Genomic DNA, 25,607 nt, shown 5'->3' with positions numbered 1-25,607 from the left:
CGTCATTTTCATGACTTATGGGACACCCCCTTTGTTCTGGCTTCAATGAGACCTATGAGAAAAACCGGTCAAAGTCCGGGACTTAAGGATAAGTCCAAAGACATGACCGGTTTCTTATTGTTTGCAAGCGCTTACCGAAATAAAGATTCCTATAAACTCATTAGGCATAGATCGTACTTTGTTTGCGGTACTCATTAGCGCTTGCTCCCGTGTATTCCTTGAATTTCTTATAGAACCAGTCAATTTCCGTGTAGCCTACTTCATTGGCAATCTCGTAGATCCTCATATCCGTTTTCTCCAGAAGGAGCTTTGACTTCTCCATTCGCTGCTGAAGAAGATATTCGTTAAACGACATGTTTTCCTGGTCTTTGAATTTCTGGCCAAGATAGGCACAGTTGAAATGCAGCATGTTCGAGATTTTTTTCAAGGTAATATTTTCATGCATATGCTCCTGGACGTATTGCTTGACGAGATCAATGATGGATGGATTCCGGCTTCTTTTATTCTCGTAACTTAAGGTTAACCGTTTGGAGTGAACGGATTGAAGGTCAAGCTCTTTCTTTACCTTGCACAGGCTGGCAGCCAGATCTTCCGGCTGTACGGGATCCGCTATGTAATCGCTTACTTGAAAGGCCATTGCTTTTCTTAGCAGCTGGAAATCATGACTGCCTCCCAAAAGAATAATAGAGACACGGCTAAGCTCGCGGATTTGTTCGCAGAGCTGCATTCCCGCAGCCTGTGAAGGTTTAAGATCTATAAGAATGAGGTCGAACATCCGAGTGCCAAGAAGAGTTTGAGCGTCAGAGAGAGAATCCGCATAGGCATGAAGCTGGAAGCCATGCTGCTCCCATGGAAGCAGCAATCTGGTTTCCTCTCTCGAAATCTTGTCGGTCTGAACAAGTAATGCTTTATACATAAAGCTGAACCTCGCTTTCCGTAGGATTGTCTCTGACGGATTATGGTTTTTATTATTGTTCATGACCCCAGCAGGTGACAATGTGCATTTCTTTATCCATCATCCATTTGTTTACCTCTTGCAAACAAAGCATCCCGGGAGCCCGCACTATTCCTCGAAACCTATAAATTGACAGGTCATTGACCTATCTGCTGGCAGGTTGTTGACCGGAAATGTAAGCGCTACACTTTTTCCTGTAAACCAATTTAGGGGGGACCAATGTGAGAGTAAGAAAGACGATTATGATGCTTTCGACTTTGATGTTAGCGGCTTCATTAACGGCATGCAGCGGGGGAAGCGGCGGCAACGGTGGCAACAGCGGCAACGGCAATGCAAGCGGGAACGGCAATAATGCCGATGCGACAGCAAGCAATAATGCCACAGCCTCCAATAATGCCGCAGCGTCGAATAATACCGGCAGCGCGGAAGAGGATACTTCGTCTCCGGAGATGGATTTCGACATGGGAGGCAGAACGATCAAGGTCGTCTCCTGGTGGGATATGACCATCGGAGAGGACAATCCGGACAATATCCAGCGCAAGAAGAACCTGGAGGAGCTTGAGAAGAAGCATAACTTCAAGATGGAATTCGTAGCGGTTGATTACGGCGAATACCAGCAAAAAGTTGTCGCATCGCTTCTTGCCGGCGAACCGCTAGGCGATATTGTGAGACTGGGCAAAAACTACACCATTCCTTCCCTGGTTCAGCAAGACCTGTTATGGCCGGTTGACGAATACACGAAAAACACAAAGGTGTTTAATCCAAAGGCTACCGAATTCATGTCGTACAACGGCCGAGGCTACGCCTTCTCCGAGGGGCAAGGCAACCTGATTACCGGTATTTTCTATAACCGTACCCTCCTTAACAAGCTTGGTATCAAGTCTCCTCAGGATTACGTGAACGAGGACAATTGGAACTGGGATACCTTTACTCAAGTAGCGAAAGACGCGAACAAGGATACGAATAATGACGGCAAGCTGGATACATGGGGACTTGCGTCTGCCGGGTTTATGGATCCTGCTCTCGTCTCCAATGAAACAAGCCTGACGAGTGGCGATAAGCAAAATCTGGATGATCCAAAAACCGTTGAAGTCTTTAACTTCCTGTCCAAGCTGGCAACCGAGAAAGTGGCTCGCCCAACCGAAGGCGGGGACTGGACGGAACCGGGGCAATTTTTCCGTCAAGGCAATACGCTTATGTATGCCGGGGCTATGTATGAGATCGGCGGCTTGAAAACGGATATGAAAGACTACGATATCGGTTTTGTACCATTCCCGAAAGGGCCAAGCGCTACCGCGTACCACTCTGCCGAGGGAGCTTTCCAGGCTTTGACCATTCCGAAGAGCGTAGAAAATCCGGATCAGCTGGTATACATCTGGGAGAAAATCAACGATATCGATTCCATCTACGATTACGCGGATCAAGCTTCGCTTGAGAGCAACTTCACAGATGAGAAGGATATCCAGAACGCGCGCGACGCGGGCGCAGGCATGCTGGTGCTTGACAGCGGTACGTTCCCGAAATTCCCTTACTATGAAATGATTGGCGAACTGACTTCAGGAAACTCGGTGTCAACCGTGATCGACAAGTACAAAGCGCAGGCTCAAGCTGCTATTGATGAGGTTTACAAAAAGTAACGTTTAAAGCTAATGCCAACGGTCCCCATTAGAATCATCACAATGGGGACTGTTGCTAAAGCGTAATCTCTTGCCGCAGGAGGGGAGAAAAGTTGAGCAACAAAAAGCGCTACGGAATTGCCATACTGGTTCTACTTGTATTTTTTTTGTCCATATGGGCGTTCTACCCTTCGGGTCAGCCGCATAACGGACGCGCTCAGGCAATGGGCGGATTTCAGGCGGTTACGGATTCCGATAAAGGCGGCTATAACGAGTATTTGAAAAGCTATTCTGCCGATGACAGACCGTCTCAAGTGATCCGAATAGAAGGCGAAAGCTTTTCCGCTGCCGTTGGAGAAGGCTTTAAGGTGGCCGATGGTCCGGAGGGTCTGAGCGGAAAAGCCGTTATGACGCCGGATGCCGGCTCGATAAGCTGGAACGTTCCCGTTGAGCAAGCCGGACTTTACAATATCCGGATTCATTACTACCCGATGGAGGGGAAAAGCTCCGCCATTGAACGCAAGCTCACGATTAATGACGAGCAGCCGTTTTCAGGAGCTGAAGATCTGTTGTTTGACCGGCTATGGGGCAACCGTGATGCCGGGATTCAGAGAGACGACCGGGGAAATGATCTCCGTCCAAGGCAAATCGAGAAGCCGGCTTGGCAGCTCAAATCATTTATGGACAGTGAAGGCTATTATGCGGAACCCTATTTGTTTCACTTCGACAAGGGTGTGCAGAAGCTTACGCTGACGGCTTCGCGGGAGCCGATGGCCATCGACTATATCGAGCTGTATCAGGATCAGGTCGTCAAGTCCTACGAGGATATAAAAAAGGATTATGAAGCGGAAGGCTTAAAGCCCGCGAAGGATCAATATATGATGATTCAGGCAGAGGACGCGGTGCTAAAATCGTCTCCTACGCTATATCCGTTGTCAGACAAATCAAGTCCTTCCGTTATTCCGTACGATGTGTCGAAAATCAGGGTTAACGCAATCGGCGGCGTGAACTGGAAGCTGCCGGGGCAGTGGCTGGAGTGGGATGTGGATGTACAAGAGGATGGATTGTATCAGATCGCATTAAAAAGAAAGCAGGATCAGCTTCGCGGTGTATACAGCACACGCAGTCTGATGATTGACGGGGAATATCCGTTTAAAGAAATGAAGCAGATTCCGTTTAATTTCGATATGGACTGGAAGATGGATGTCATGGGCGGCGATGAGCCCTATTTGTTCCATTTGACCAAAGGCAAGCATAAGCTCCGTCTGTCCGTATCCCTGGGCGAGATCGCTCCGCTGCTCCAGACGATTGAATCAAGCGTCCTGCAGCTTAATGAGATATACAGAAAGATTCTGATCATTACCTCCAACTCGCCTGATCCTTACCGCGATTACCAGCTGGAGAAGCGGATTCCGGAGATGACGGAGGTGTTCAAGACACAAGCGGCTACCATCAAAAGCGTGGCCGATTATCTCGAACAATCGACAGGCGAGCAAAGCGATAAAGTAGCGGTTCTCCATACGATGGTTAATCAGCTTGAAGAGATGGCTGCCAAACCTGAAACGGTTGCTAAACGGCTGGCCGCTTTCAAGATTAATGTCGGAGGACTTGGTACTTGGATATTAAACGTAAGAGTACAGCCGCTTACGCTGGACTATTTAGTTGTATCATCTCCGGAAGCCAAGCTTCCGCGGGCAAGCGCGACCTTCTTCCAAAAGGTTAAGCATGAGCTCGGAGGACTGGTTGCTTCTTACACGGAGGATTACGACAGCATTGGCAATACCAAGCAAAGCGGCAAGTCGATCACGGTATGGATTACGACCGGCCGGGACCAGGCCCAAGTATTAAAGAGCATGATCGATGAGAGCTTCACGCCGGAGTCGAACATATCCGTGAAGCTGAGGCTTGTTCCGGCCAATATTCTGCTTCCCGCAACGCTGGCCGATGAGGGACCGGATGTGGCCATGCAGATTGGGGAAGATGTGCCGGTCAACTATGCGATGAGGAAAGCGGCGGCGGATTTGTCCGTATTCCCCGACTTCAAGGAAGTTGCTTCCAGATTCAACGAAAGCGCATTGGTTCCTTATGAATTCAGCAATGGCACCTATGCCTTGCCGGAGCAGCAGACCTTCCCGATGCTGTTCTACCGGAAAGACGTGCTTGCAGAGCTTGGCTTAACACCGCCTAAAACCTGGCAGGAAGTATACAATATGATCTCCGTGCTGCAGAAGCATAATATGGAATTCTGGCTTCCAATCGATGACGTAAAGAATAATGCGAATCTGACACCGAACGCAACCTTTTCGATGATGCTCTATCAGAATAACGGCAAGTTCTATAGGGATGATGACAAGAAGAGTGCGCTCGATTCGGACATTTCCATGGAAGTTTTTAAGAAATGGACGCAGTTCTATACCAACTATAAGTTTCCGCTGATCGCGGATTTCCCGAACCGGTTCCGTACCGGCGAGATGCCGATTGGGATCGCGGATTATACGACTTACAACAATTTGGCGGTAATGGCGCCCGAGATTAAGGGGCTCTGGGATTTTACGATGGTACCGGGGACGGAAATGCCTGACGGCACGGTAAATCATGAAGTGGCCAGCCATACAACCGCAGTAATGATGCTGGAGAATGCCAAGGATAAGGATGCGTCATGGGAGTTCATGAAATGGTGGACCAGCAAGGAAACGCAAATTGCTTATGGCCGCGAGATGGAAGGACTGCTCGGGGAGGCAGCTCGTTATCCGACTGCCAATATAGAAGCGCTCGAGGAGCTGCCTTGGCCGGTGAAGGATTATCAGAATCTTGAAAGCCAGTGGCAATGGGTAGAGGGGATTCCTCAGGTTCCGGGCGGATATTTCACAGGACGCCATCTGGACAATGCCTTCCGCAAAGTCGTCAACGGCAATGAGAATCCACGCGAGGCATTATCCGATTATCTCTTGTATATCAATGACGAAATCGCGATTAAGAGAAAAGAATTTAAATTACCGAACTAGCTTGGGGGTGAAATCAATGCCTGATCAAACCGTATCCGTTCCTGTGCCTGCGCCCAATCTCGTCCAGCAGCCGGTTAAGGTATCCAGATGGACGCAATTGTTCAAAGAGATTAGGAGAAACAAGCACTATTATATCCTGATGAGCCCGTACATGATTATTTTCACCCTGTTTACGATCATTCCTGTTTTATTCTCGATCTGTCTTAGCTTCTTCTATTTCAATATGCTCGAATTTCCAAGGTTCGTTGGTTGGGATAATTATTCCAGGCTGTTCTTGAATGACGATGTCTTTATGGTTGCCTTGCGCAATACATTCATGTTCGCCGTTATTACAGGACCAATCAGCTATTTCGCCTGCTTTCTGTTTGCATGGATAATCAATGAGTTGTCTCCGAAGATCCGGGCTGTTATGACCTTGATTTTTTACGCGCCATCCATTTCGGGAAATGTCTATTTCATATGGCTGATCGTATTTTCCGGAGACCGGTATGGTTATTTGAACGGTTTCCTGATCAAATTCGGTTTTATTCTGGAACCGATTCAATGGCTTACGAATGAGAAATATATTCTGACCATCGTCATTATCGTTCAGTTATGGCTAAGCCTTGGTACCAGCTTCCTTGCTTTTATCGCGGGGCTTCAGACCATTGACCGGTCTCTGATAGAAGCTGGCACGGTAGATGGAATCCGTAACCGGTGGCAGGAGCTATGGTTCATTACGCTTCCATCCATGAGACCGCAGCTGTTATTCGGCGCAGTTCTTCAAATTACGGCTTCGTTTGCCGTTGCGGATGTTTCCATTGCCTTGGCGGGCTTTCCGAGCGTTAACTACGCAGCGCATACGATCGTCACGCATTTGATGGATTATGGCACGATCCGTTTTGAAATGGGCTATGCATCGGCCATTGCAACCGTTCTCTTCCTGATCATGGTGGGTGCCAACAAGCTGACCCAGAAGCTGCTTAGAAAGGTCGGTGAGTAACGTTGAACAGTTGGACAGCGGTTTTCCGAATGCAAAGAAAGCTTAACCGCTCCTTTACCGTCAGCTTTTTATTATTTCTGCTCCTTGCCGTATTTGGCCTGTTTATGGCCATACCGCTTGTATATGCGATTAACAACGCGTTCAAACCGCTTGATGAGCTGTTTATATTCCCGCCGCGGATTATGGTTAATAATCCTACGCTGGATAACTTTTTCGACTTGTTTGCGTTAATGGGAAATTCCTGGGTTCCGCTGTCGCGCTATATTGCGAATACGCTCGTTATTACGCTTGTAGGAACGTTTGGGCATATCCTGCTCGCGTCGGCGGCAGCCTATCCGCTAGCCAAGCACAAATTCCCGGGTTCCCAGATTATTTTCTCGACGGTCGTTCTGTCCTTGATGTTTTCCGGTACGGTTACGGCCATCCCGAACTATATGATGATGTCATGGCTAGGCTGGATTAATACTCATTTATCGATCATTATTCCTTCCCTTGCGTTCCCGCTCGGACTATTCCTGATGAAGCAGTTCATGGAACAGATCCCGGACGCGCTCGTGGAAGCCGCCAAGATTGACGGAGCCAGCGAGTACCGGATCTATTGGCAAATCGTTATGCCGAATGTGAAGCCGGCCTGGCTAACCCTTATGATTCTGCAATTTCCTATGCTGTGGGGCTCTGACGGAGGCAACTTCATATACAGTGAGAATCTGAAGACCCTTCATTATGCATTAGGCCAAATCGCGCTTGGAGGTATTGCCAGGGCAGGCGTTGGCGCGGCAGTTGCGCTTATTTTAATGGTCGTTCCTATTACGCTCTTCATCCTATCCCAGAGCAGTGTCATCCAGACGATGGCAACTTCAGGGATGAAAGAGTAGAAGGGGGCGAAGCATGATGCGAATACAGAACAAATTGTACCTCCTCCTTGCCTTAACCTTGTTATTAGGCATAGGCACGGGAGGCACTAAGGCGCGGGCTGCGGATGGCGCAGAATCCTATAACTATTCTTACTGGGGATTAACGACCGCGGCTCCGGCAGCTTATCAGGCTAACGTATTGTGGAACGGGGAAAGCATGGGGGCAGGTGCTTTCAAAGATCCAAGCGATTTTCAGGTGACCGGGGATAAACAAATCTATGTATTGGATTCAGGCAATAACCGGGTCGTTGTGCTGGATGACAAGTTTCGTCTCGTGAGGACGGTCAGCTCGTTTGTCCGAAACGGGAAAGAGGAATCCTTCAATAACCCTCAAGGGTTGTTCGTTACCGAAGGCAAAGAGCTTGTTATAGCGGACACCGGCAATAAACGGATTGTTCAACTGGATCAGAACAACAATCTGGTAAAAGTTATTGAGGCTCCCAAATCGGATATGCTGTCCGAGAAATTCGATTTTCAGCCGGTACGGGTTGTTGTCGACAAGGCGCAGCGGATATACGTCATGTCAACCGGCGTTTATGACGGCTTTATGGAATTTAGTCCGGACGGCACGTTTACCTCGTTTGTCGGCGCGAACAGGGTCTCCTTTAATCCAACGGATTATTTATGGAAGATGCTGTCGACCAAAGCGCAGCGAAGCCAAATGGTTATGTTTACGCCGACGGAGTTCACCAATCTGGACATTGACAGGGAAGGTTTTATTTATGCAACGAACGGGCAGGACAGCGGGAATGTCAAAAAGCTGAATGCCCAAGGCAATGATATATTGCGGCGAGAAGGCTACTTTGCTCCCGAGGGCGATATCCGTTACATGAGCGCAACCGGACCATCCCGACTGATCGATATAGACGTTGGCGACAGCGAGATTTATTCCATCCTTGACGGCAAGAGGGGCAGAATTTTCACTTATGACGGAGATGGCCACTTGCTGTATGTTTTTGGCGGGCTTGGCAATCAGATGGGACAATTTAATACCCCGGTAGCCATTGAGCGGCTTGGCGATGAATTCCTCGTACTCGATAAAGCACTTGGCGAGATAACCGTCTTCCAGACAACCGAATACGGCCGCACGCTGAATGAGGCTGTCAGAGCTTATTACAATGGCGACGAGGACAAAGCCTTTACGTTGTATCAAAAGACAATCAGTATGAACGCCAATCTGGAATTTGCTTATGCGGGGATTGGCAAAGCACTGCTTCGTCAAGGCGATTATCATGAAGCCATGAAATATTTCAAGAAGAGCATGGACCAAAAAGGGTATTCCAAGGCATTCCTGCTTTATCGGAAAGAAGTGCTTCGCGAATACTTCCCGGGCATTATGACAGGTATTCTCTTGCTTCTTGTCTGCTGGTTTGGAATAAGCAAATACCGGAAATGGAAAGGAGGGAAAAAGGTTGCCTTTATTAAGCAGAGAGCTGTATAAATATCCGTTATATCTGATTTTGCATCCCTTCAACGGCTTCTGGGAATTGAAATACGAACGCAGCCGGAAGCTGAACCTGATCATTTCCTTTGCGATATTGTTCCTGCTGATTGTCATGAAGATTATGCAGACGCAGTACAGCGGATTTCTTGTCAACATTGTTTATCCGGACAGTATAAACAGTCTGATGGAGAGCTTGTACGTGATCGTACCCGTCTTGTTCTGGTGTATCGCCAATTGGTCGCTGACCACCTTGATGGACGGAGAAGGCAAATTTGTCGATATTTTCACCTCGACTTGCTTTGCCCTGGTTCCGCTTCTGGTTATTCAATTTCCCTGGATAGGCCTGAGCAATCTTATTTCGCTCGAAGAAGTATCCTTTTACCATTTCTTCAGTAATGTGTCCGTGCTTTGGTGTGCCTATCTTCTGTTTGTCGGCAATATGACCGTGCAGCAATATTCGCCGTCAAAGACAATCGGAACAATCATTCTCACCATTGCGGCAATGGCATTTATGGCTTTCTTATGTTTATTGTTTTTTAGTTTGATTCAGCAGATGGTTGCGTTTGTGCAGGTTATACACCAAGAAATCGTGCTCAGGCGTTAGTAAAGGAGGCAAGAAGATGAATAAGGCCAGAATGGCCCTGCTAACCGCATGCTGTCTGGTTGGGATCCTGCTTGCCGGATGCTCGGATTCAGCTTCGGGCAAGCAGGCGGGAGAAGCTGACCAGGCCGCAATGACATTTACGCAGGGAAAGGCTCTGAGCGCTTCCTTCACGGATCCCCTTTTTACTGACATGAAAGGGGTTGCCGAGAATGATCAGCTTCGATTATTCGCGGATGATCAGACTGGCGCTATTGCTATTCTTAATAAGCAAAGCGGAGAGATTTGGCGCAGCAACCCCCCGGGGAGCAGCGAAGACGCCATTGCCGCCGGCGTGAACAAGGATTTATTATCGTCCCAGATCAAGCTGGATTTCTATAATGATTTCGGGCAGCTTAATTCGATTAATTCCTATACGGACAGCGTTGTTAATAAACAGATTAGCATGGAGAAGCTCCCTAATGGGCTCAGCGTTACCTATCAATTCGGCAAGGTGGAGAAAACGCTGGAAGATATGCCGAAGATGATGAGCAAAGAACGCTTTGATGCGGCAAACAAGAAGTTGGATAAAACCGGGCAGCGCGCGTTAAAAATCGCCTATAAAGAAAATAAGGAACAGACCGCCTATGAACGGAATGACAGTGCGTTAAACGGGCTGCAGCTGGACCGGGCGCTGAAAGCCCTGGAAGCCGCAGGTTATACGGAGGAAGATCTGAAGAAGGACATGGAGGAGCTGCATTTCACCCAGGTGAAAACAGCCCCGAGAATATTCGAGGCGACAATCAAATACACCTTGGATGGCAACAGTCTTGTCGCTGCCGTACCGGTGGCCGACATCCATTATCCCGAAGAGTATCCGGTAAACAGCGTTTCTTTTCTAAATTTCTTTGGGGCAGGCGGAACGGGGGACAAGGGCACCATGCTTGTTCCGGATGGCTCTGGCGCGCTTATTCGCTTTAACAGCGGGAAAACCCGCTATCCGTCCTATCAGCAGCTTGTCTACGGCCAAGACAACACGATGGCAAGAACCGAAGATACGTCAAGAGAAGAAGCGGTAAGACTTCCGGTATTCGGTATCATCCGCGAGAACGGCGCTTTTCTAGGCATTATTGAGCAAGGGGAGTCTGTTGCAACGATTAATGCGGATATAAGCGGCAGGCTGAACAGCTATAACTATGTTTACCCGAGCTTTAATGTCATCAACAAAGGTCAAGTAACGCTGGATGCGAACGGCCAGCAGCGCTCGCTTCCGAAGTTTCAGGAAAATCCGATGAAGTCAGACTTTGTTGTCCGGTATGCTTTCCTGAGCGGAGAGGATGCCAGCTATCAAGGAATGGCCAGCTACTATAAAGAGTACTTGGTTAATAATAAGGCTTTGCCCGTTCAGGAGAAAGCGGCAGATGAAGAGAATATCCCGTTCTATCTCCAGCTGGACGGAAGCATTTCGGATAAGAAGCATTTTATGGGCATTCCTTACCGTGCGCTAGAGACACTGACGACCTTCAAGGAAGCCAAGTCTATTATCAATCAAATGAAGCAGCTGGATATTCATAATATTAAGTTGAAATATGCCGGATGGTTTAACGGGGGACTTGATCATAAAGTGCCCAAATCGATTTCGGTAGACGGGGAAATTGGCGGAAGCCAAGGGCTGAAGGATCTGGCATCGTTTGCGGCAGGCAACGGCGTTACCCTTTATCCGGACGTAGCGTTTCTTACAGCCAATACCGGCAATGATTTTAATGAATCCAAATCGGCATCACGAACGCTAAGAGGGGATCCGGCAGCGCTATATCCGGCAGATTTGGCGTTGAACCGGCGAGATAATTCCAAGTCTCCGTCTTATATTGTTTCGCCTCGGCTTGTGGATCGTTTCGTAGATTCGACCTTGAAAGGCATGAATAAGTTTAATGCGAACGGTATCTCGGTCAGGGATCTTGCCGATCAACTAAACAGTGATTACCGGAAGCATAACCAGATCGACAGGACGGAATCCGAAGAGATTTCCAAAGCAGCGATGGCAAAGCTGAAGGATCAGAAGCTGCAAGTGATGGGTAACGGCGGCAACGCCTATGCGCTTCCGTACCTGTCCGATCTCACGAATGCTCCAATGGGCAATAGCGGATTCAAGCTGGAGGATGAACAGATCCCGTTCTATCAGATGGTGATCCGCGGGAGTGTGGAATATACGGGCGCGCCGTATAACCTTTCGAACTATACGAACGACAAGCAATATATTCTGAAGTGCCTGGAATTTGGCTCTAACGTGTATTTCGAATGGATTTACGAACCGAACTATTCCGTTAAGGATACGGATCATAACGAGCTATACGCCGTGAACTATAAGCTGTGGATGGATAAGGCCGCAAGCATGTACCAGGAAGTAAACAAGGTACTGAAAAATGTGAGGAATGAGCCGATTACCGGACATGAGAAGCTGCAGCAAGGCGTGTATAAAACGGTATACGGAAACGGCTTGTATGTCATTGTCAACTATAACCGCTCACAAGTGACGGTAGAAGGCAAAAGCATTGAAGCCGAGAGCTACTTGACGGGTGGTGACCAATCTTGAAACGGATAGCAAAGCTCGGCATGAAGCATCGAACCTATGCGGAGCAAAAGGCGCTGTTAGGCTTTCTATTTGTATTGCCTTGGCTGCTGGGGTTTATCTTGTTCTTTATCATTCCGCTGGTCAACTCTTTCCGTTACAGTCTCAGCAAGATTGAGGCCAATTCATCCGGAATAAAGATCAGCTATATTGGATTCGAGAACTATATTAACGCTTTGACCGTGAATACCAGCTTTAACCGGACATTAACCGAGGCCATCCTTAACATGGTTGTAAACGTGCCGCTGATCGTCATTTTCAGCTTGTTCCTGGCCGTTCTCCTTAATCAGAAGTTTATCGGTCGCTCGATTGCCCGTTCGATTTTCTTCCTGCCGGTCATTTTGGCATCGGGGGTGATCATGACTCTGGAGACGTCCAGTCTCGTGCAAGCCGTTAATGACCAGAACCAGGGTTCGGGCGGCGCCATTCACGCTTTAGGCGCTTACGAGCTGGCAGGGCTTATGATGGACGCAGGCGTCAGCGAGAGCGTCGTTGATTATTTGACCGGCGCCGTAGAGCGAATCTACCAGATCGTCAGTCAATCCGGCGTGCAGATACTGATCTTCCTTGCCGGCATTCAGACGATCTCGCCTCAGCTGTACGAGGCTTCCAAGATGGAAGGGGCAACCGGCTACGAGGCGTTCTGGAAGATTACTTTTCCGATGGTCAGCCCCCTAATTCTTGTCAATATGATTTATACCATTATTGACTCGTTCTCAAGAAACGGGATGACGGATTTGATTAAAGAGACGGGTTTTACCAACTTCGATTTCGGACTTAGCTCGGCCATGGCGTGGTTATATTTTGCCTCTATTATGCTGATCCTGCTCGTCAGCTCCTATATCGTTTCGAAGAAGGTCTTCTACCAAGAATAGAAAGAAGGTGAGCTCATTGATTATGGCCCGATTGTTATCGTTTGAAAGCTGGAAGCGCTGGATTTGGTCATTTGTCAGACTCGTGCTGATTGCCGGACTATCCTTTGTTATCCTGTACCCGATTATTCAAAAAATATCGACAGCGATAAAAGCAAAAACGGATCTTTACTCGCCGATTGTGGTATGGATTCCGGAGCATTATTCGCTCGAGAACTTCAAGAATGCCATCTCCATTATGGATTACTGGAAGACGCTTCTGAATACGTTCACGCTCTCGGCAACAACCACGATTCTGACTGCGATATCCTGCGCTCTGGCGGGCTACGCCTTCGCGAGACTGAAATTCAGAGGCAGCAACCTGCTGTTCGCGGGCGTCATTCTGACGATCATGGTCCCGCCGACAACGATACTGATTCCGATGTACCTGAATTTGAAGGACTTCAGCCTGATGGGGCTTATTCCTCTCATTACGGGAAAATCCGTCAATTTACTGAACTCCTACTGGCCGTTTATCTTAACCTCCATTACGGCGAATTCCTTGAAAGCCGGATTATATATCTTTATTTTCCGGCAGTTTTTCCGGGGCATTCCACGGGAGGTTGAAGAAGCTGCCTATATGGATGGAGCGAGTGTCGGTCAAACGTTCCTGCGCATCATGCTGCCTAACGCGATTCCTTCTATTATTACGGTACTGCTTTTCTCGTTCGTCTGGCAGTGGAACGACAGCTTTTTCACGACCACCTATCTCACCTCGAGCAACGTGATGTCAACGCAGCTGTCGTCCTTGCCTTATAACCTTTCTATTATTCTTGGCAATGACGCGAATGCCAAAGATCCGTTTTATCTTAGCATGGTTCAGGATACAGGCATTTTACTGGCTATTCTGCCTCTTGTTATTCTATATCTGTTCGTACAGCGATATTTTGTTGAAAGTATCGAAAGAACCGGACTCGTCGGATAAAAGGTTTCGATGTCAGTCGAGAACGGGAGTTTTATTTAGAGAGGATAGAACCTACCTCTATACGCGGTCGCTCATCTACCGAGAGGCCGAGGGTAGAGGTTTTCTCATTTCACAAGAAAGCGGGTTGCCAATGTTTCGTATACGCAAAATTGTGCCGGCGGCTATCCTTATAGTCATTGTTCTGATACTGGTGTTGAACAAGTCCGGAGAACCTGGTCAGACTACCGTAGCCAACGTTCAATCAACTGATCAGGCAGCAGCTGCTGCTCCGGAAGAACCGTCGAAGCAGCCGGCTGAAGACGTTGCGCCTTCCGTACAGATGGATATACCTTCGCTGGCGGATACCTTCAAAAATGATTTCGCTATCGGAGCTGCCATTGAGCCAGACCAATTGAATGGATTATCGGCTGATCTTATGAAAAAGCAAATAAATATAATCGTTGCCGAGAATGTGATGAAGCCGGCTTCGATCCAGCCGGCAGAGGGCCAATTCTATTGGGATCAAGCGGATCGGATTGTCGCTTTCGCCAAGGCAAATAACATGGCGGTCCGTTTCCATACGCTTGTATGGCACAGTCAGGTGCCGGACTGGTTCTTCAAAGACGTTGACGGCAAACCGATGACGGATGAGACCGATCCCAAGAAGCGGGAAGCTAATAAGAGGCTGCTGCTGGACCGGCTGGATGCTCATGTCCGGGCTATTGTTGGCCGTTATAAGGATGACATTACATATTGGGATGTCGTGAACGAAGTAATTGAACCAGCGGATCCGGACGGCATGCGAAGCAGCAATTGGTACAAAATCACGGGCACCGACTATATTGCGACTGCCTTCCGCGCTGCAAGAGAGGCTGGCGGTCCCGGGATTAAGCTGTATATTAACGATTATGGAACGGATGATCCGAAGAAGCGGGATCGATTGTACGATCTTGTGAAAGAGATGCTCGGGAAAGGTGTTCCGATTGACGGTGTTGGTCATCAGACGCACATCAGCGTTTATAACCCGTCGGTTACGAACATTGTTGATTCCATGAAAAAATTCAGGGAGCTGGGGCTCGATAACCAGATTACCGAGCTTGATATGAGCGTCTATAACTGGAACGACCGGACCAACTACGGAGCTGCCGTGCCGGAAGATATCCTGCAAAAGCAGGCACAGCGCTACAGGGAGTTATTCGAAGCATTGAAGTCCAATGCCGGACTGGTCAGCGCTGTCGTGTTCTGGGGGATCGCTGATGATCATACCTGGCTAAGCACGTTTCCGGTCACGCGGACCGAAGCGCCGCTTCTGTTTGACAAGCAGCTGCATGCGAAGCCTGCATTCTGGGCCATCGTGGATCCAAGCTATAAAGTGAATCCGTCCTAAATCGCTGACGCAGTACAATCGAACCGATGAGAGGCGAATAACGATGATAGAATCCGCAAATGCTGCAAAAAATGATTTTAGCACGGAGAGTTATCGCCAAATGATTGCCAGATCTTTGCTTGACAAAGGCAATAATAAGAGACTGAAAGCCGCAATCGCAAAGGCGAAGCGAGGCGATGACGTTACCCTGGCTTTTATTGGCGGATCCATCACGCATGGGGCAGGAGCGGAGCCCCTCCATACCGCCTGCTATGCTTACCTGACCTATACCGCTTTTAAAGAAAGGTTTGGCAAAGACGGCGGCGATCACATCCATTTCATCAAAGCGGGATTGGGAGGAACGCCTTCCGAACTGGGAATGATTCGTTATGATCGCGATGTTCGGAGAGATGGCGCGGCTCAGCCCGATATTGTTATCGTCGAGTTTGCGGTCAACGACGCCGACGATGAAACAAATGGGGTTTGTTACGAAAGTCTCGTACTGAAAGCTCTAGCCGCCGACAATGGACCAGCCGTTGCTTTGCTGTTCAGCGTATTCGAGAACGATTGGAATCTGCAGGACCGCCTTTCCCTTGTCGGCAAGCATTACGGGCTGCCCATGGTAAGCATAAAGGATGCGGTGACGGAACAGTTTTACCAATCAAGAGAAGAGGGCCATGTTATCTCCAAGAAGCAATTTTTCAGCGACATTTATCATCCTACCAACGCGGGGCACCGCATCATGGCCGATTGTTTAAGCTGGCTTTTTTATGAAACCGATCGTCATGCTCCAAATGAAGAGGATATCGTTATGAATAAGCCGCCCGTTTACGGCAAAGATTTTGCGCATATTCAATTGCTGGACCGCAGCAATTACCAGGAAATAGCCAGGTTCTCGGAAGGCGGTTTTAATGCATCTGATTCCGAATTGCAGTATGCGGAAATGGATGATCATCCAACCGGCACTCCGCAATTCCCTTACAATTGGATGCACACGCCGGCAACCGGAAGCGAGAGCTTTATTATGACGATTCATAGCAAAAGCCTTTTTCTTATTTATAAAAATTCCGGAAGCGATGATTTCGGAAATGCCGAAATCTGGGTTAATGGAAAGCTTGCGAGAGTGGCCGAATCCCATACAGTCGAGTGGACGCGCTGCCACGCCTTGATTCTGTACCGGGAATCTGAATCCAGCGAGCATACGGTGGAGATCAGAATGGCCGCTGGACATGAGGGCAAGCGATTTACGATTCTGGGTTTCGGATTTATATAATCATAGCCGGAGCTAGGTTTGGCGAATCGAGACAATTTACTCTTTGGAGTAGATTGTCTCTTTTTCATGAATTACGCCAAAGTTACAGGCGTTTACTCCGCCCTTTACTGCAGCTTGACAGTCTGTTAAACTACTCTTCGAGCAATTGTTAACCTAATTTGATGATACTAGGTTAACAATTAAATTTCAACAGGCAGGTGATTTTAAATGTCGTTGCAGTATTATGAACGTCTGTCCAATAAGAATAAGGCATACTTATGGCATCCTTTTACCCAGATGAAAGACTACAATCGTTCAGATCCGCTTATTATCGAGCGTGGGGAAGGTGTTCGGTTGTTTGACGTTCAAGGGAATGCGTATTTCGACGGTTTTTCGTCAGTCTGGCTTAATGTTCACGGGCATAACATACCGGAACTAAATAAGGCCATTACGGATCAGCTGGGACAACTAGCCCATTCTACACTGCTGGGAATGGCGAATGTTCCTGCGATCGAGCTTGCGGAGAAACTCATCCAGCTGGCGCCGAGTGGTTTAAACAAGGTATTTTATTCGGACTCAGGCGCAACCGGTGTTGAAATCGCGATCAAAATGGCCTTTCAATATTGGCATAACCAGGGATGCCACCAGAAAAAGTCTTTTATAACGATGAACCAGGCTTATCACGGAGATACGATTGGGGCGGTAAGCGTTGGCGCAATTCCTTTATATCACGATGTGTTCCGACCTATGCTTTTTCCATCGCATACTATTCCTTATCCTTACGCTTATCGCCATAAAGGCGGAGCTGCGGGCGCTAAGGAAGCTACGTTAACGGCTTTACGCACATTGCTTGAAACGAGAAGCGACGAGATTGCTGCCCTTATCGTAGAACCAATCGTTCAAGGAGCCAGCGGGATCATCGTTATGCCGCCAGGCTGTTTACGCGAAATGGCTTTGCTCTGCAGACAATATGACGTGTTGTTTATAGCCGATGAAGTAGCTACCGGATTCGGCCGTACCGGAGCTATGTTTGCCTGTGATCTAGAAGGCGTGTCGCCGGATCTTATGGTTATCGGCAAAGGATTGACGGGGGGATATCTGCCTGTTGCGGCAACCCTTGCGACTGATGAGATATACGATGCGTTCTATGCCGATTATGAGGAACAAAAAACATTTTTCCATGGTCACTCCTTTACGGGGAATCCGCTGGGCTGTGCAGTGGCGATAGCCAGCCTCAAGCTATTCGAAGAACGTAATCTTCTAACCACCGTACGAACGAACGCCTCATTTGTGGAGAGGAAGCTTCATATGCTTATGGAGCGCCCTCATGTGGGTGAAATACGGCAAAAAGGTCTGATGATTGGGATTGAACTCGTACGCGACAAGGCTTCACGCGAGCCATACGATTGGGCTGACCGGATCGGAGTTCGAGTAACCATGCGTGCCAGAGAATTAGGTCTGCTTACAAGGCCACTTGGCAATGTCGTTGTGTTTATCCCCCCGTTAGCAAGCACGTCTGATGAATTGGATGCCATGCTCGATATTTTGGCGGAATCCATTATTGACGTTACCGAGGGAGATGCGGCATGAGTGTATTTCCCGGAGTATTCTTTACCGGTACGGATACGGGTGTCGGTAAAACATTCGTGATGGCTGCGCTAGCGGCAGCGTTTCGAGCTGAAGGGTTGAATATCGGAGTTTGGAAACCCGTGCAATCTGGCGGACAAATAGGCTCGGGAGAAACGGATGCAGAGCGTCTTATTGAAACATCCGGAGTAATCGAAATGCCGGAGGCTGTAGCCCCTTATTCGTTTAATGAGCCGCTTACTCCATTTTTGGCCGCGAGGCACGAGGGTATAAACCTTGCTTTGAAGGAGATTTACGAGTCCGCGGAGCCGCTTGCGAAGCGTTATAAAGCCTTATTCGTCGAAGGAGCCGGCGGGGTTGCTGTGCCGCTGACAGAAGATGCGCTTATGATTGATCTTATATCCGAGTTGCGAATCCCGGTTATTATTGTAGCTCGTTCAGGTCTTGGCACGATTAATCACACGCTGTTAACGGCCTCATTTTTACGCCAACGAAAGATTCCGATAATTGGAGTTATTATGAACGATGGTAATCTTCGGAATTTACATGAAGATCCAAGCTTAGTGGCGAACGCTGATCTTATAGCGCGTTATGGGGGATTAGAGATACTTGGCCATTTTCCGGCAATGAGCGGGAAATTAGATACTGAAGCATTGATCCGTACGGTGTTAACAAAAATTCAGTTGACTCCGATTAGAAAGGCTATCTTATCTAGAAACTTCGAGAATGGGGGCATTGGGGACGATGGAAAATGACTCGAATTGGAAACTGCTCGCGGACAAAGCCATGCATGGGGAAATGCTGACGCGTGAAGAAGGGCTATCCGTACTTGAGGCCCATGATGATCAGACTCTCTCCTTGATGCATGCTGCATTTCAAGTGAGAAAGCATTTTTATGGCAAGAAAGTAAAGCTGAATATGATCATTAATGCAAAAAGTGGACTATGTCCCGAAGATTGCGGTTACTGCTCCCAATCCATTGTATCCACAGCACCCGTGAAGAAATACGCGATGCTGGATAAAGACACGCTAGTAGACGGTGCACGCGAAGCGATGGTTCGAAAAGCAGGGACGTATTGTATTGTTGCTTCCGGAAAAGGACCTACCGAAAAGGAACTGGAACAAGTCGTATCCGCGGTTAAAGAAATTCGCGATACTATGCCGCTAAAAATTTGCGCATGCCTAGGGATATTAAGAGATGATCAAGCAGAAAGGCTTGCTGAAGCCGGCGTCCACAGGTATAACCATAACTTGAATACGAGCAAAGCCAATTATCCATCGATTACGTCAACCCATACATACGATCAACGTGTAGAAACGGTAGAACAAGTGAAATTAAGCGGCATGTCCCCTTGTTCCGGCGTCATAATCGGTATGGGGGAGACGGATCGGGAAATCGTTGAAATGGCTTTTGCGCTAAATGAACTGGATGCGGATTCCATTCCAATCAATTTCTTAAATGCGATTCCGGGAACTCCACTTGAGAATGCCGGCCGAACGCCGGCTTTGAAAGCTCTAAAGGTACTGGCTTTGTTCCGGTTTATCTGTCCGTCTAAAGAAATACGAGTGGCCGGTGGGCGCGAAGTTAACCTAAGGACATTGCAGCCCTTGTCTTTGTATGCGGCTAATTCGATCTTTGTTGGCGATTATTTGACCACTGCCGGTCAAGAGGTGACGGCTGATCATCAAATGATTGAAGACTTGGGCTTTGAAATTGAGTTAGATGCTTTATAAGGCGTGATTATTATGAAATGGATTGAGGAAGAACTTCATGAAATAGAGAAAACATCTTTAAAGCGCCGTTTGCGGAAGACGGTTCCAATTGTTGATAAGCCGGGATTTATAGCTCGTGGGGGAAGAACTTTACTGAATTTATCCTCTAATGATTATTTGGGACTCGCCCAGCATCCTGGGATTGTCGAGGCGATGCGAGATTCACTTCTCATAGAAGGTGCGGGGGCAGGGGCATCCCGCTTGGTTACCGGCAATCGGAAGCCGTACGCTTTGCTCGAGGAAGCGATTGCCGAATGGCAGAGGTCCGGCAAGGCACTTGTTTTCGCGAACGGATACATGGCCAATATCGGTGTGATTAGCGCAATCGTTAACCGATATGATGCGGTATTTAGCGACCAGCTCAATCATGCCAGCATTGTTGACGGCATCATACTCAGCCGGGCAGAGCATGCAAGATATCGTCATAATGACATGGAGCATTTACGTTATTTATTAAATAAACATCGGAATAAACGACGCAAGCTAATCGTTACGGATTCCGTTTTCTCCATGGATGGTGATCAGGCGCCTTTGCATGAACTCGCTAAACTCAAACAGGAATACAATGCCATATTGATGGTGGATGAAGCACACAGCGGTGGGATTTACGGGCTTTACGGCGAAGGATTAAGCCATGCATTAGGGCTGAAGCATATGGTGGATATTCATGTGGGGACATTCAGCAAAGCGTTCGGCATGTATGGCGCTTACGTATGCGCGAGCGACACGCTCGTTAATCTTTTAGTGAATAAAGCAAGATCTTTCATTTACTCGACGGCATTACCACCCGCTGTCGTAACCGGCATCAGGAAAGCACTGGACTATGTTGTGCGCGAATCTTGGCGCCGAGAACGTCTTTTCGAATTAAGCAGCTCTTTTCGTTCCTCTTTGTGCGAGGCAGGTTTTAAAGTTGGAGACGGTGACTCTCCAATCATCCCTCTGATTCTAGGAGAAAATGATACAGCGCTTCGATTCAGCCATGCGCTTGAAGAAGAGGGGATTGCAGCAGTTGCCATACGTCCCCCAACGGTTCCAAAGGGTACGGCAAGAATTCGATTTTCGTTATCGGCCGCGCTAACACCTATCGAGGTTAGGGACGCTGTCTTAAAGATCTCGAAAGTTGGGCATCAACTGGGGGTTTTAAAGTGATGCAACAAGAGGCAAAGAACACTATTATGTGGCTGACGGGATGGGGAATGCCTAACACCGCTTTTGATCGCCTTAGCGATTTGCTGCCAGAGTTTGAACATCATGCCGCCGATTACAGCAAAGCCGCCTCGGTTGAAGAATTTTTCCAAATCACGGAGAACGCTGCAAAAAATCTCTTGTCCGCAAACTCCGGTAAACTGCTCATCGCGGGTTGGTCGCTAGGGGGGATATTGGCCCTTAAGTTGTCGATTCAAGGGCTAGCGGACGGACTTATTCTTTTCTCGGCAACAGCTAAATTTACGCGGCCAACAGAGCAAACGGATTATGGTTGGGCAGACAGTTATGTGAGACGGATGATCAGGGGAATAGGGAAGGACAGGCAGCTTACGGAAAGAAAGTTTAGACAGCTAGCGTTTACCGAGTTCGAATCGACTCTTTTACACCCGACGGGGACTTGGACAACCACCGCATTAAGCGCCGGACTGGAAGTATTAAGATTAGTTGATTGCTCGACTCAACTGCCGAACATAAGTCAACCTGCTCTTTTGGTGCATGGTACCGAGGATAAGGTGTGTCCTTACAAGGCTGCGGAAGAAATGCTCGCACAACTGCCGTTAGCAACCTTGGTGAGTATTCCAGGCCGAGGACACGCTGCTTTTCTTAAGAATGAGATCTGCTTGGCTGAATCAATTAGGAGTTGGTGGCATGTGCGAGAGAAAAACAGGGATAGGGCGTCAATTTAGCCGCAGCGCAAACGGTTCATACGATGTACACGCCCGCGTACAGCGTAATATGGCCAAGCTGCTTGCTTCATCCCTTAAGCAATGGACAAAAAAAGGAGATAAAGACGAACTTAGTATCCTTGAAATTGGATGCGGCACCGGCAAATTAACCGAGCTGCTCAAGAGAGAATGGCCGAATGCATCGATTATCGCAATTGATATGGCTCCCGCAATGATTAAAGCTGCCGAGGAACGAATTGGCCTTGGCTCAACAAATTCTCGTATTCACTTCTTGCTGGGCGATGCTGAGTTATGGGCAGCGAATGCACCTGCGTCCTCGTTTGATCTGGTTATTTCCAATGCTTGTTTTCAATGGTTTAGCGACCCTAAACGAACTTTGGAACACCTTGAGCGTCTGCTTCGCGCCGATGGTTTATTGGCATTCGCTACGTTTGGACCAAATACGTTTCATGAACTTCATACGTCTTTTGATGAAGCGTACCAGGCACTCGGAACGGAGCCTCAACGTCATGGTCTATCCTTTTTATCCGCGGATCAGTGGAGAGAATATTTAATTGAAGCAGGCTTTTCTGCGATTCGGCAAGAACCGATGGCTTGGAGCGAGAAATATCCTTCGGTCAGAGATTTCCTGTATTCTGTCAAAGCGCAAGGAGCCAGCGCTAGCGAAGCGGCACAATACGGGCGCAACGTGTCGCGTCATCTGTTTTCCGCAATGTACAAAGCCTATGAAAATAGATTCAGCGTGCCAGGAGGAGTAAAGGCGACGTACGATGTTCTTTTTGTGAAGGCAAGCAAGGGATAGGCTGTAACTTCAAAGGGAGTGTCCCATGTCATCGTGACTTTTGGGACAGCTCCCTATTTTTTCGAACACTCGCTTTTTTCTAAAATGGAATCATACAATCTTGGTTGCATGCGGCTGCGTCCCCCTTGTTTAGGAAAACAAGCGTCTCAAAAAAATAAAAGAAAATACTTTATTCCACTTTGCAACAAAGTGAAAATCTGATACGATATAAAATATAGCCTATAGATTTAGTAAGGATTAAAGGGAGGCACTTTTTCATGGACAAATTGATGCTTGATTCCATAGATGCAACAACACATCTGGATCAACTCGAAGCTGAAGCGATTTATATTATTAGAGAAGTAGCGGCGGAATGTGAAAATCCCGTGATGCTGTACTCGATCGGTAAGGATAGCTCCGTGATGCTGCATTTGGCGTTGAAAGCATTTTATCCGGAGAAGCCGCCGTTTCCATTCCTTCATATCGATACAACGTGGAAGTTCAAAGAAATGATTGAATTCCGCGACCGCAAGGCGAAAGAATTCGGAATCAAAATGCTTGTTCACTCCAATCAGGAAGGGATTGAGCAAGGGATCAACCCGTTCGACCACGGTTCCGCCTATACGGATATTATGAAAACCCAAGCCCTGAAGCAAGGCTTGGACAAATACGGATTTACGGCTGCTTTCGGCGGCGGAAGACGCGATGAGGAAAAATCGCGCGCCAAGGAGCGGATTTTCTCATTCCGCAACAAGAATCACGCCTGGGATCCGAAAAATCAGCGGCCGGAAATGTGGAAGCTGTTCAACACCAGAATCAATAAGGGCGAGAGCATTCGCGTATTCCCGATTTCCAACTGGACGGAAAAGGATATCTGGCAATACATTCGCAGAGAGAACATTGATATTGTTCCCCTCTATTTCGCGAAAGAACGGCCTGTCGTCAACCGTGACGGGCAGATGATTATGGTGGATGATGAGCGGATGAAGCTCCAGCCGGGCGAGAAGATTGAAATGGCAAAGATGCGGTTCCGCACGTTAGGCTGCTATCCCCTTACTGGCGGTGCACCGTCAGAAGCAGACACGCTGGATGCAATCATTGAAGAAACGCTTGGTGCGGTATCCTCCGAACGGACAACAAGGGTGATCGACCAGGAAGAAGCGGGAAGCATGGAAAGACGTAAACGGGAGGGCTATTTCTAAGATGAAGAGTCTGCTTAAATTTATTACTTGCGGAAGCGTGGATGACGGTAAATCCACCTTGATTGGACATATGCTTTACGAGGCTAAGCTCTTGTTCGCCGACCAGGAGAGAGCGCTCGAGTTAGACAGCAGGCTGGGAAGCCGCGGCGGCAAAATTGACTACTCCTTGCTTCTCGACGGGCTGCTTGCGGAACGCGAGCAGGGGATTACGATTGATGTGGCTTATCGGTATTTCACGACGGATCACCGTTCGTTCATTGTAGCGGACACGCCGGGGCATGAGGAATACACGCGCAACATGGCCGTAGGCGCATCTTTCGCCGATCTTGCCGTTATTCTGGTGGACGCAACCAAAGGAATTATTACTCAAACCAAGCGCCATACCCGGATATGCGCCCTTATGGGGATTAAGCATCTGGTATTGGCGGTAAACAAAATGGATCTGGTGGATTTCGATACGGATAAATTTGACGCAATCAAAGAAGAATTTGCGCGCATAACCACTGAATTCCGGTTCGAGAGCATTCAGGTGATCCCCGTTTCCGCAACGGAAGGGGATAATATTACGACGAAATCGCCAAATACGCCTTGGTACAAAGGTCTTGCTCTGCTGCCGTATTTGGAGAGTGTTGAAGTACATGCAAGCGATGACGTGAAGCCATTCATGATGCCTATTCAGCGGGTATGCCGTCCGGACCACACCTTCCGCGGATTCCAAGGCCAGATTGAAGCCGGCAGCATCGCAGTTGGCGACGAATTGATTACTTTGCCTAGCCATGAGAAGGCGAAGGTTAAACGAATCCTAGTAACGGACCAAGACCGAAATTCGGCCCATGCGGGGCAACCTGTTACGATTCAATTAGACCGGGAAGTCGACGTATCGCGAGGTTGCGTGTTTACGAAGGACAATGAGCTACAAGAGGCAGACAGCTTCAGCTCAACGATTCTTTGGATGGATGATTCTGTCCTGACGCCGGGCAAAGATGTTCTGGTGAAGGTTGGCACGAAGATTCTTCCCGGCACTGTGACGGGAATTAAACACAAAATTGATATTAATACAGGCAATACGGTTACAGCCGATCATGTAGTGAAGAATGAATTGGCTAGATGCGAATTCTCATTATCGGATAGTATTGTTTTTGACAAGTTTGAAAAAAATAAAAGCATCGGTGGCTTTATACTCATTGATCGCGTAACGAATATGACTTCCGCTTGCGGCGTTATTGACGAAGCTCTTCAAAGCTCTGACAGTGTCAACCGGATCGATACCGAAATTACCAGAGAGGCTCGCGCCCAGCAAAAAGGACAGCAGCCTTTAACGATCTGGCTTAAAGGTTCCGGTCTGGACCATTCGGTACTCGCCAAGGAAATCGAGAAACGTCTCGTGGCAAGAGGTTATCATACGATGCTGATTGATAACCGTTCAGGAGAATCTTTGCGGCAAATCGTAGCCTATGCCACTTTGCTGAACAATGCGGGACTTCTTGCGATAGTACCTGCAGGTTTTACGAACGACAACGACCAAGCCATTGCGCAAGATATCATTGGTCAAGCTTTCCTGCCAATCGAGGTTGCTGCAAATTCTTCCATCGAGGAAGCGGCCAAAGATACCGTGAAGCGTGTTGTGAAGGCTCTCATTCAAGACAGTTATTCCATATAAAAATAAAAAGGAGCGCTGTTAGAGCAGTGCTCCTTTTTATTTGTAATTAGCTTTAACCTTGTTGAACTTTGAAATTCGGTATGCTAAAATTATTATTTTTTATGCGCGATTAGCGGAATAGAAAAGGAGGGGGAACATGAGTACAGACACGGTG

General features: G+C 48.1%; 20 protein-coding genes. 19 read left to right on the top strand and 1 reads right to left on the bottom strand.

The window, feature by feature from the left end:
- Window positions 1-160 precede the first annotated feature (160 nt).
- On the bottom strand, window positions 161-916 hold the full coding sequence (locus tag CFI03_RS30705) for a response regulator transcription factor (protein ID WP_248762872.1): 756 nt from the start codon (window positions 914-916) through the stop codon (window positions 161-163).
- Window positions 917-1,176: 260 nt separating this feature from the next.
- On the opposite strand from CFI03_RS30705, the gene CFI03_RS30700 reads away from it, so the two are divergent.
- The 19 genes from CFI03_RS30700 (at window position 1,177) to CFI03_RS30610 (ending at window position 25,453) form a co-directional block, all read left to right on the top strand.
- The gene (locus CFI03_RS30700; RefSeq protein ID WP_248762870.1) at window positions 1,177-2,592 is read left to right on the top strand and encodes an extracellular solute-binding protein; all 1,416 of its coding nucleotides are present in this window, start codon (window positions 1,177-1,179) and stop codon (window positions 2,590-2,592) included.
- A 92-nt stretch (window positions 2,593-2,684) separates the two neighbouring features.
- Window positions 2,685-5,576 carry an extracellular solute-binding protein gene (locus CFI03_RS30695; RefSeq protein WP_248762867.1) on the top strand — a complete coding sequence of 964 codons (2,892 nt, stop codon included), beginning with the start codon at window positions 2,685-2,687 and terminating at the stop codon, window positions 5,574-5,576.
- 16 nt (window positions 5,577-5,592) lie between these two features.
- Entirely contained in the window at window positions 5,593-6,558 is a 966-nt protein-coding gene (locus CFI03_RS30690; protein ID WP_248762865.1) for a carbohydrate ABC transporter permease, read from the top strand.
- A gap of 29 nt (window positions 6,559-6,587) precedes the next feature.
- Window positions 6,588-7,433, top strand: coding sequence for a carbohydrate ABC transporter permease (locus CFI03_RS30685; protein ID WP_127490658.1), 846 nt, complete (start codon window positions 6,588-6,590; stop codon window positions 7,431-7,433).
- 13 nt (window positions 7,434-7,446) lie between these two features.
- On the top strand, window positions 7,447-8,913 hold the full coding sequence (locus tag CFI03_RS30680) for a hypothetical protein (protein WP_248762864.1): 1,467 nt from the start codon (window positions 7,447-7,449) through the stop codon (window positions 8,911-8,913).
- Window positions 8,885-9,520, top strand: a complete 636-nt coding sequence (locus CFI03_RS30675) for a YIP1 family protein (protein ID WP_041613544.1) — start codon at window positions 8,885-8,887, stop codon at window positions 9,518-9,520. The genes CFI03_RS30680 and CFI03_RS30675 overlap by 29 nt, the downstream gene beginning before the upstream one ends.
- Before the next feature lie 16 nt (window positions 9,521-9,536).
- On the top strand, window positions 9,537-12,089 hold the full coding sequence (locus tag CFI03_RS30670; RefSeq protein WP_248762863.1) for a DUF5696 domain-containing protein: 2,553 nt from the start codon (window positions 9,537-9,539) through the stop codon (window positions 12,087-12,089).
- Window positions 12,086-13,000, top strand: a complete 915-nt coding sequence (locus CFI03_RS30665; RefSeq protein WP_248762862.1) for a carbohydrate ABC transporter permease — start codon at window positions 12,086-12,088, stop codon at window positions 12,998-13,000. The genes CFI03_RS30670 and CFI03_RS30665 overlap by 4 nt, the downstream gene beginning before the upstream one ends.
- 22 nt (window positions 13,001-13,022) lie before the next feature.
- Complete coding sequence (locus CFI03_RS30660) at window positions 13,023-13,961, top strand: carbohydrate ABC transporter permease (RefSeq protein WP_397369637.1); 939 nt, start codon at window positions 13,023-13,025, stop codon at window positions 13,959-13,961.
- A gap of 130 nt (window positions 13,962-14,091) precedes the next feature.
- Window positions 14,092-15,327 (top strand): endo-1,4-beta-xylanase, encoded by a 1,236-nt coding sequence (locus tag CFI03_RS30655; RefSeq protein WP_248762859.1) that lies wholly within the window; start codon window positions 14,092-14,094, stop codon window positions 15,325-15,327.
- Between the two features lie 100 nt (window positions 15,328-15,427).
- Entirely contained in the window at window positions 15,428-16,579 is a 1,152-nt protein-coding gene (locus CFI03_RS30650; protein WP_248762857.1) for an SGNH/GDSL hydrolase family protein, read from the top strand.
- A gap of 207 nt (window positions 16,580-16,786) precedes the next feature.
- The gene (gene bioA / locus CFI03_RS30645; protein ID WP_248762855.1) at window positions 16,787-18,148 is read left to right on the top strand and encodes an adenosylmethionine--8-amino-7-oxononanoate transaminase; all 1,362 of its coding nucleotides are present in this window, start codon (window positions 16,787-16,789) and stop codon (window positions 18,146-18,148) included.
- Window positions 18,145-18,900 (top strand): dethiobiotin synthase, encoded by a 756-nt coding sequence (gene bioD, locus CFI03_RS30640; protein WP_248762852.1) that lies wholly within the window; start codon window positions 18,145-18,147, stop codon window positions 18,898-18,900. The genes bioA and bioD overlap by 4 nt, the downstream gene beginning before the upstream one ends.
- Complete coding sequence (bioB, locus tag CFI03_RS30635) at window positions 18,890-19,879, top strand: biotin synthase BioB (RefSeq protein WP_248762850.1); 990 nt, start codon at window positions 18,890-18,892, stop codon at window positions 19,877-19,879. The genes bioD and bioB overlap by 11 nt, the downstream gene beginning before the upstream one ends.
- Window positions 19,880-19,891: 12 nt before the next feature.
- Window positions 19,892-21,067 (top strand): 8-amino-7-oxononanoate synthase, encoded by a 1,176-nt coding sequence (gene bioF, locus CFI03_RS30630; RefSeq protein WP_248762848.1) that lies wholly within the window; start codon window positions 19,892-19,894, stop codon window positions 21,065-21,067.
- The gene (locus CFI03_RS30625; RefSeq protein WP_248762877.1) at window positions 21,067-21,810 is read left to right on the top strand and encodes an alpha/beta fold hydrolase; all 744 of its coding nucleotides are present in this window, start codon (window positions 21,067-21,069) and stop codon (window positions 21,808-21,810) included. The genes bioF and CFI03_RS30625 overlap by 1 nt, the downstream gene beginning before the upstream one ends.
- A 49-nt stretch (window positions 21,811-21,859) precedes the next feature.
- A complete protein-coding gene (gene bioC / locus CFI03_RS30620; RefSeq protein ID WP_248762846.1) occupies window positions 21,860-22,612 on the top strand; it encodes a malonyl-ACP O-methyltransferase BioC in 753 nt (250 codons plus the stop codon).
- Window positions 22,613-22,869: 257 nt separating this feature from the next.
- Window positions 22,870-23,793: a sulfate adenylyltransferase subunit CysD gene (gene cysD, locus CFI03_RS30615; protein ID WP_248762844.1), complete on the top strand. Its 924-nt coding sequence runs from the start codon at window positions 22,870-22,872 to the stop codon at window positions 23,791-23,793.
- Between the two features lies 1 nt (window position 23,794).
- Window positions 23,795-25,453: a GTP-binding protein gene (locus tag CFI03_RS30610; RefSeq protein ID WP_248762842.1), complete on the top strand. Its 1,659-nt coding sequence runs from the start codon at window positions 23,795-23,797 to the stop codon at window positions 25,451-25,453.
- Window positions 25,454-25,607 lie beyond the last annotated feature (154 nt).

It is taken from the genome of Paenibacillus sp. ATY16, assembly GCF_003399985.2.
Taxonomy (GTDB): Bacteria; Bacillota; Bacilli; order Paenibacillales; family Paenibacillaceae; genus Pristimantibacillus; species Pristimantibacillus glycanilyticus.
The sequence above is the reverse complement of the archived record's forward strand: the minus strand, read 5'-3'. Positions and strand labels throughout refer to the sequence as shown.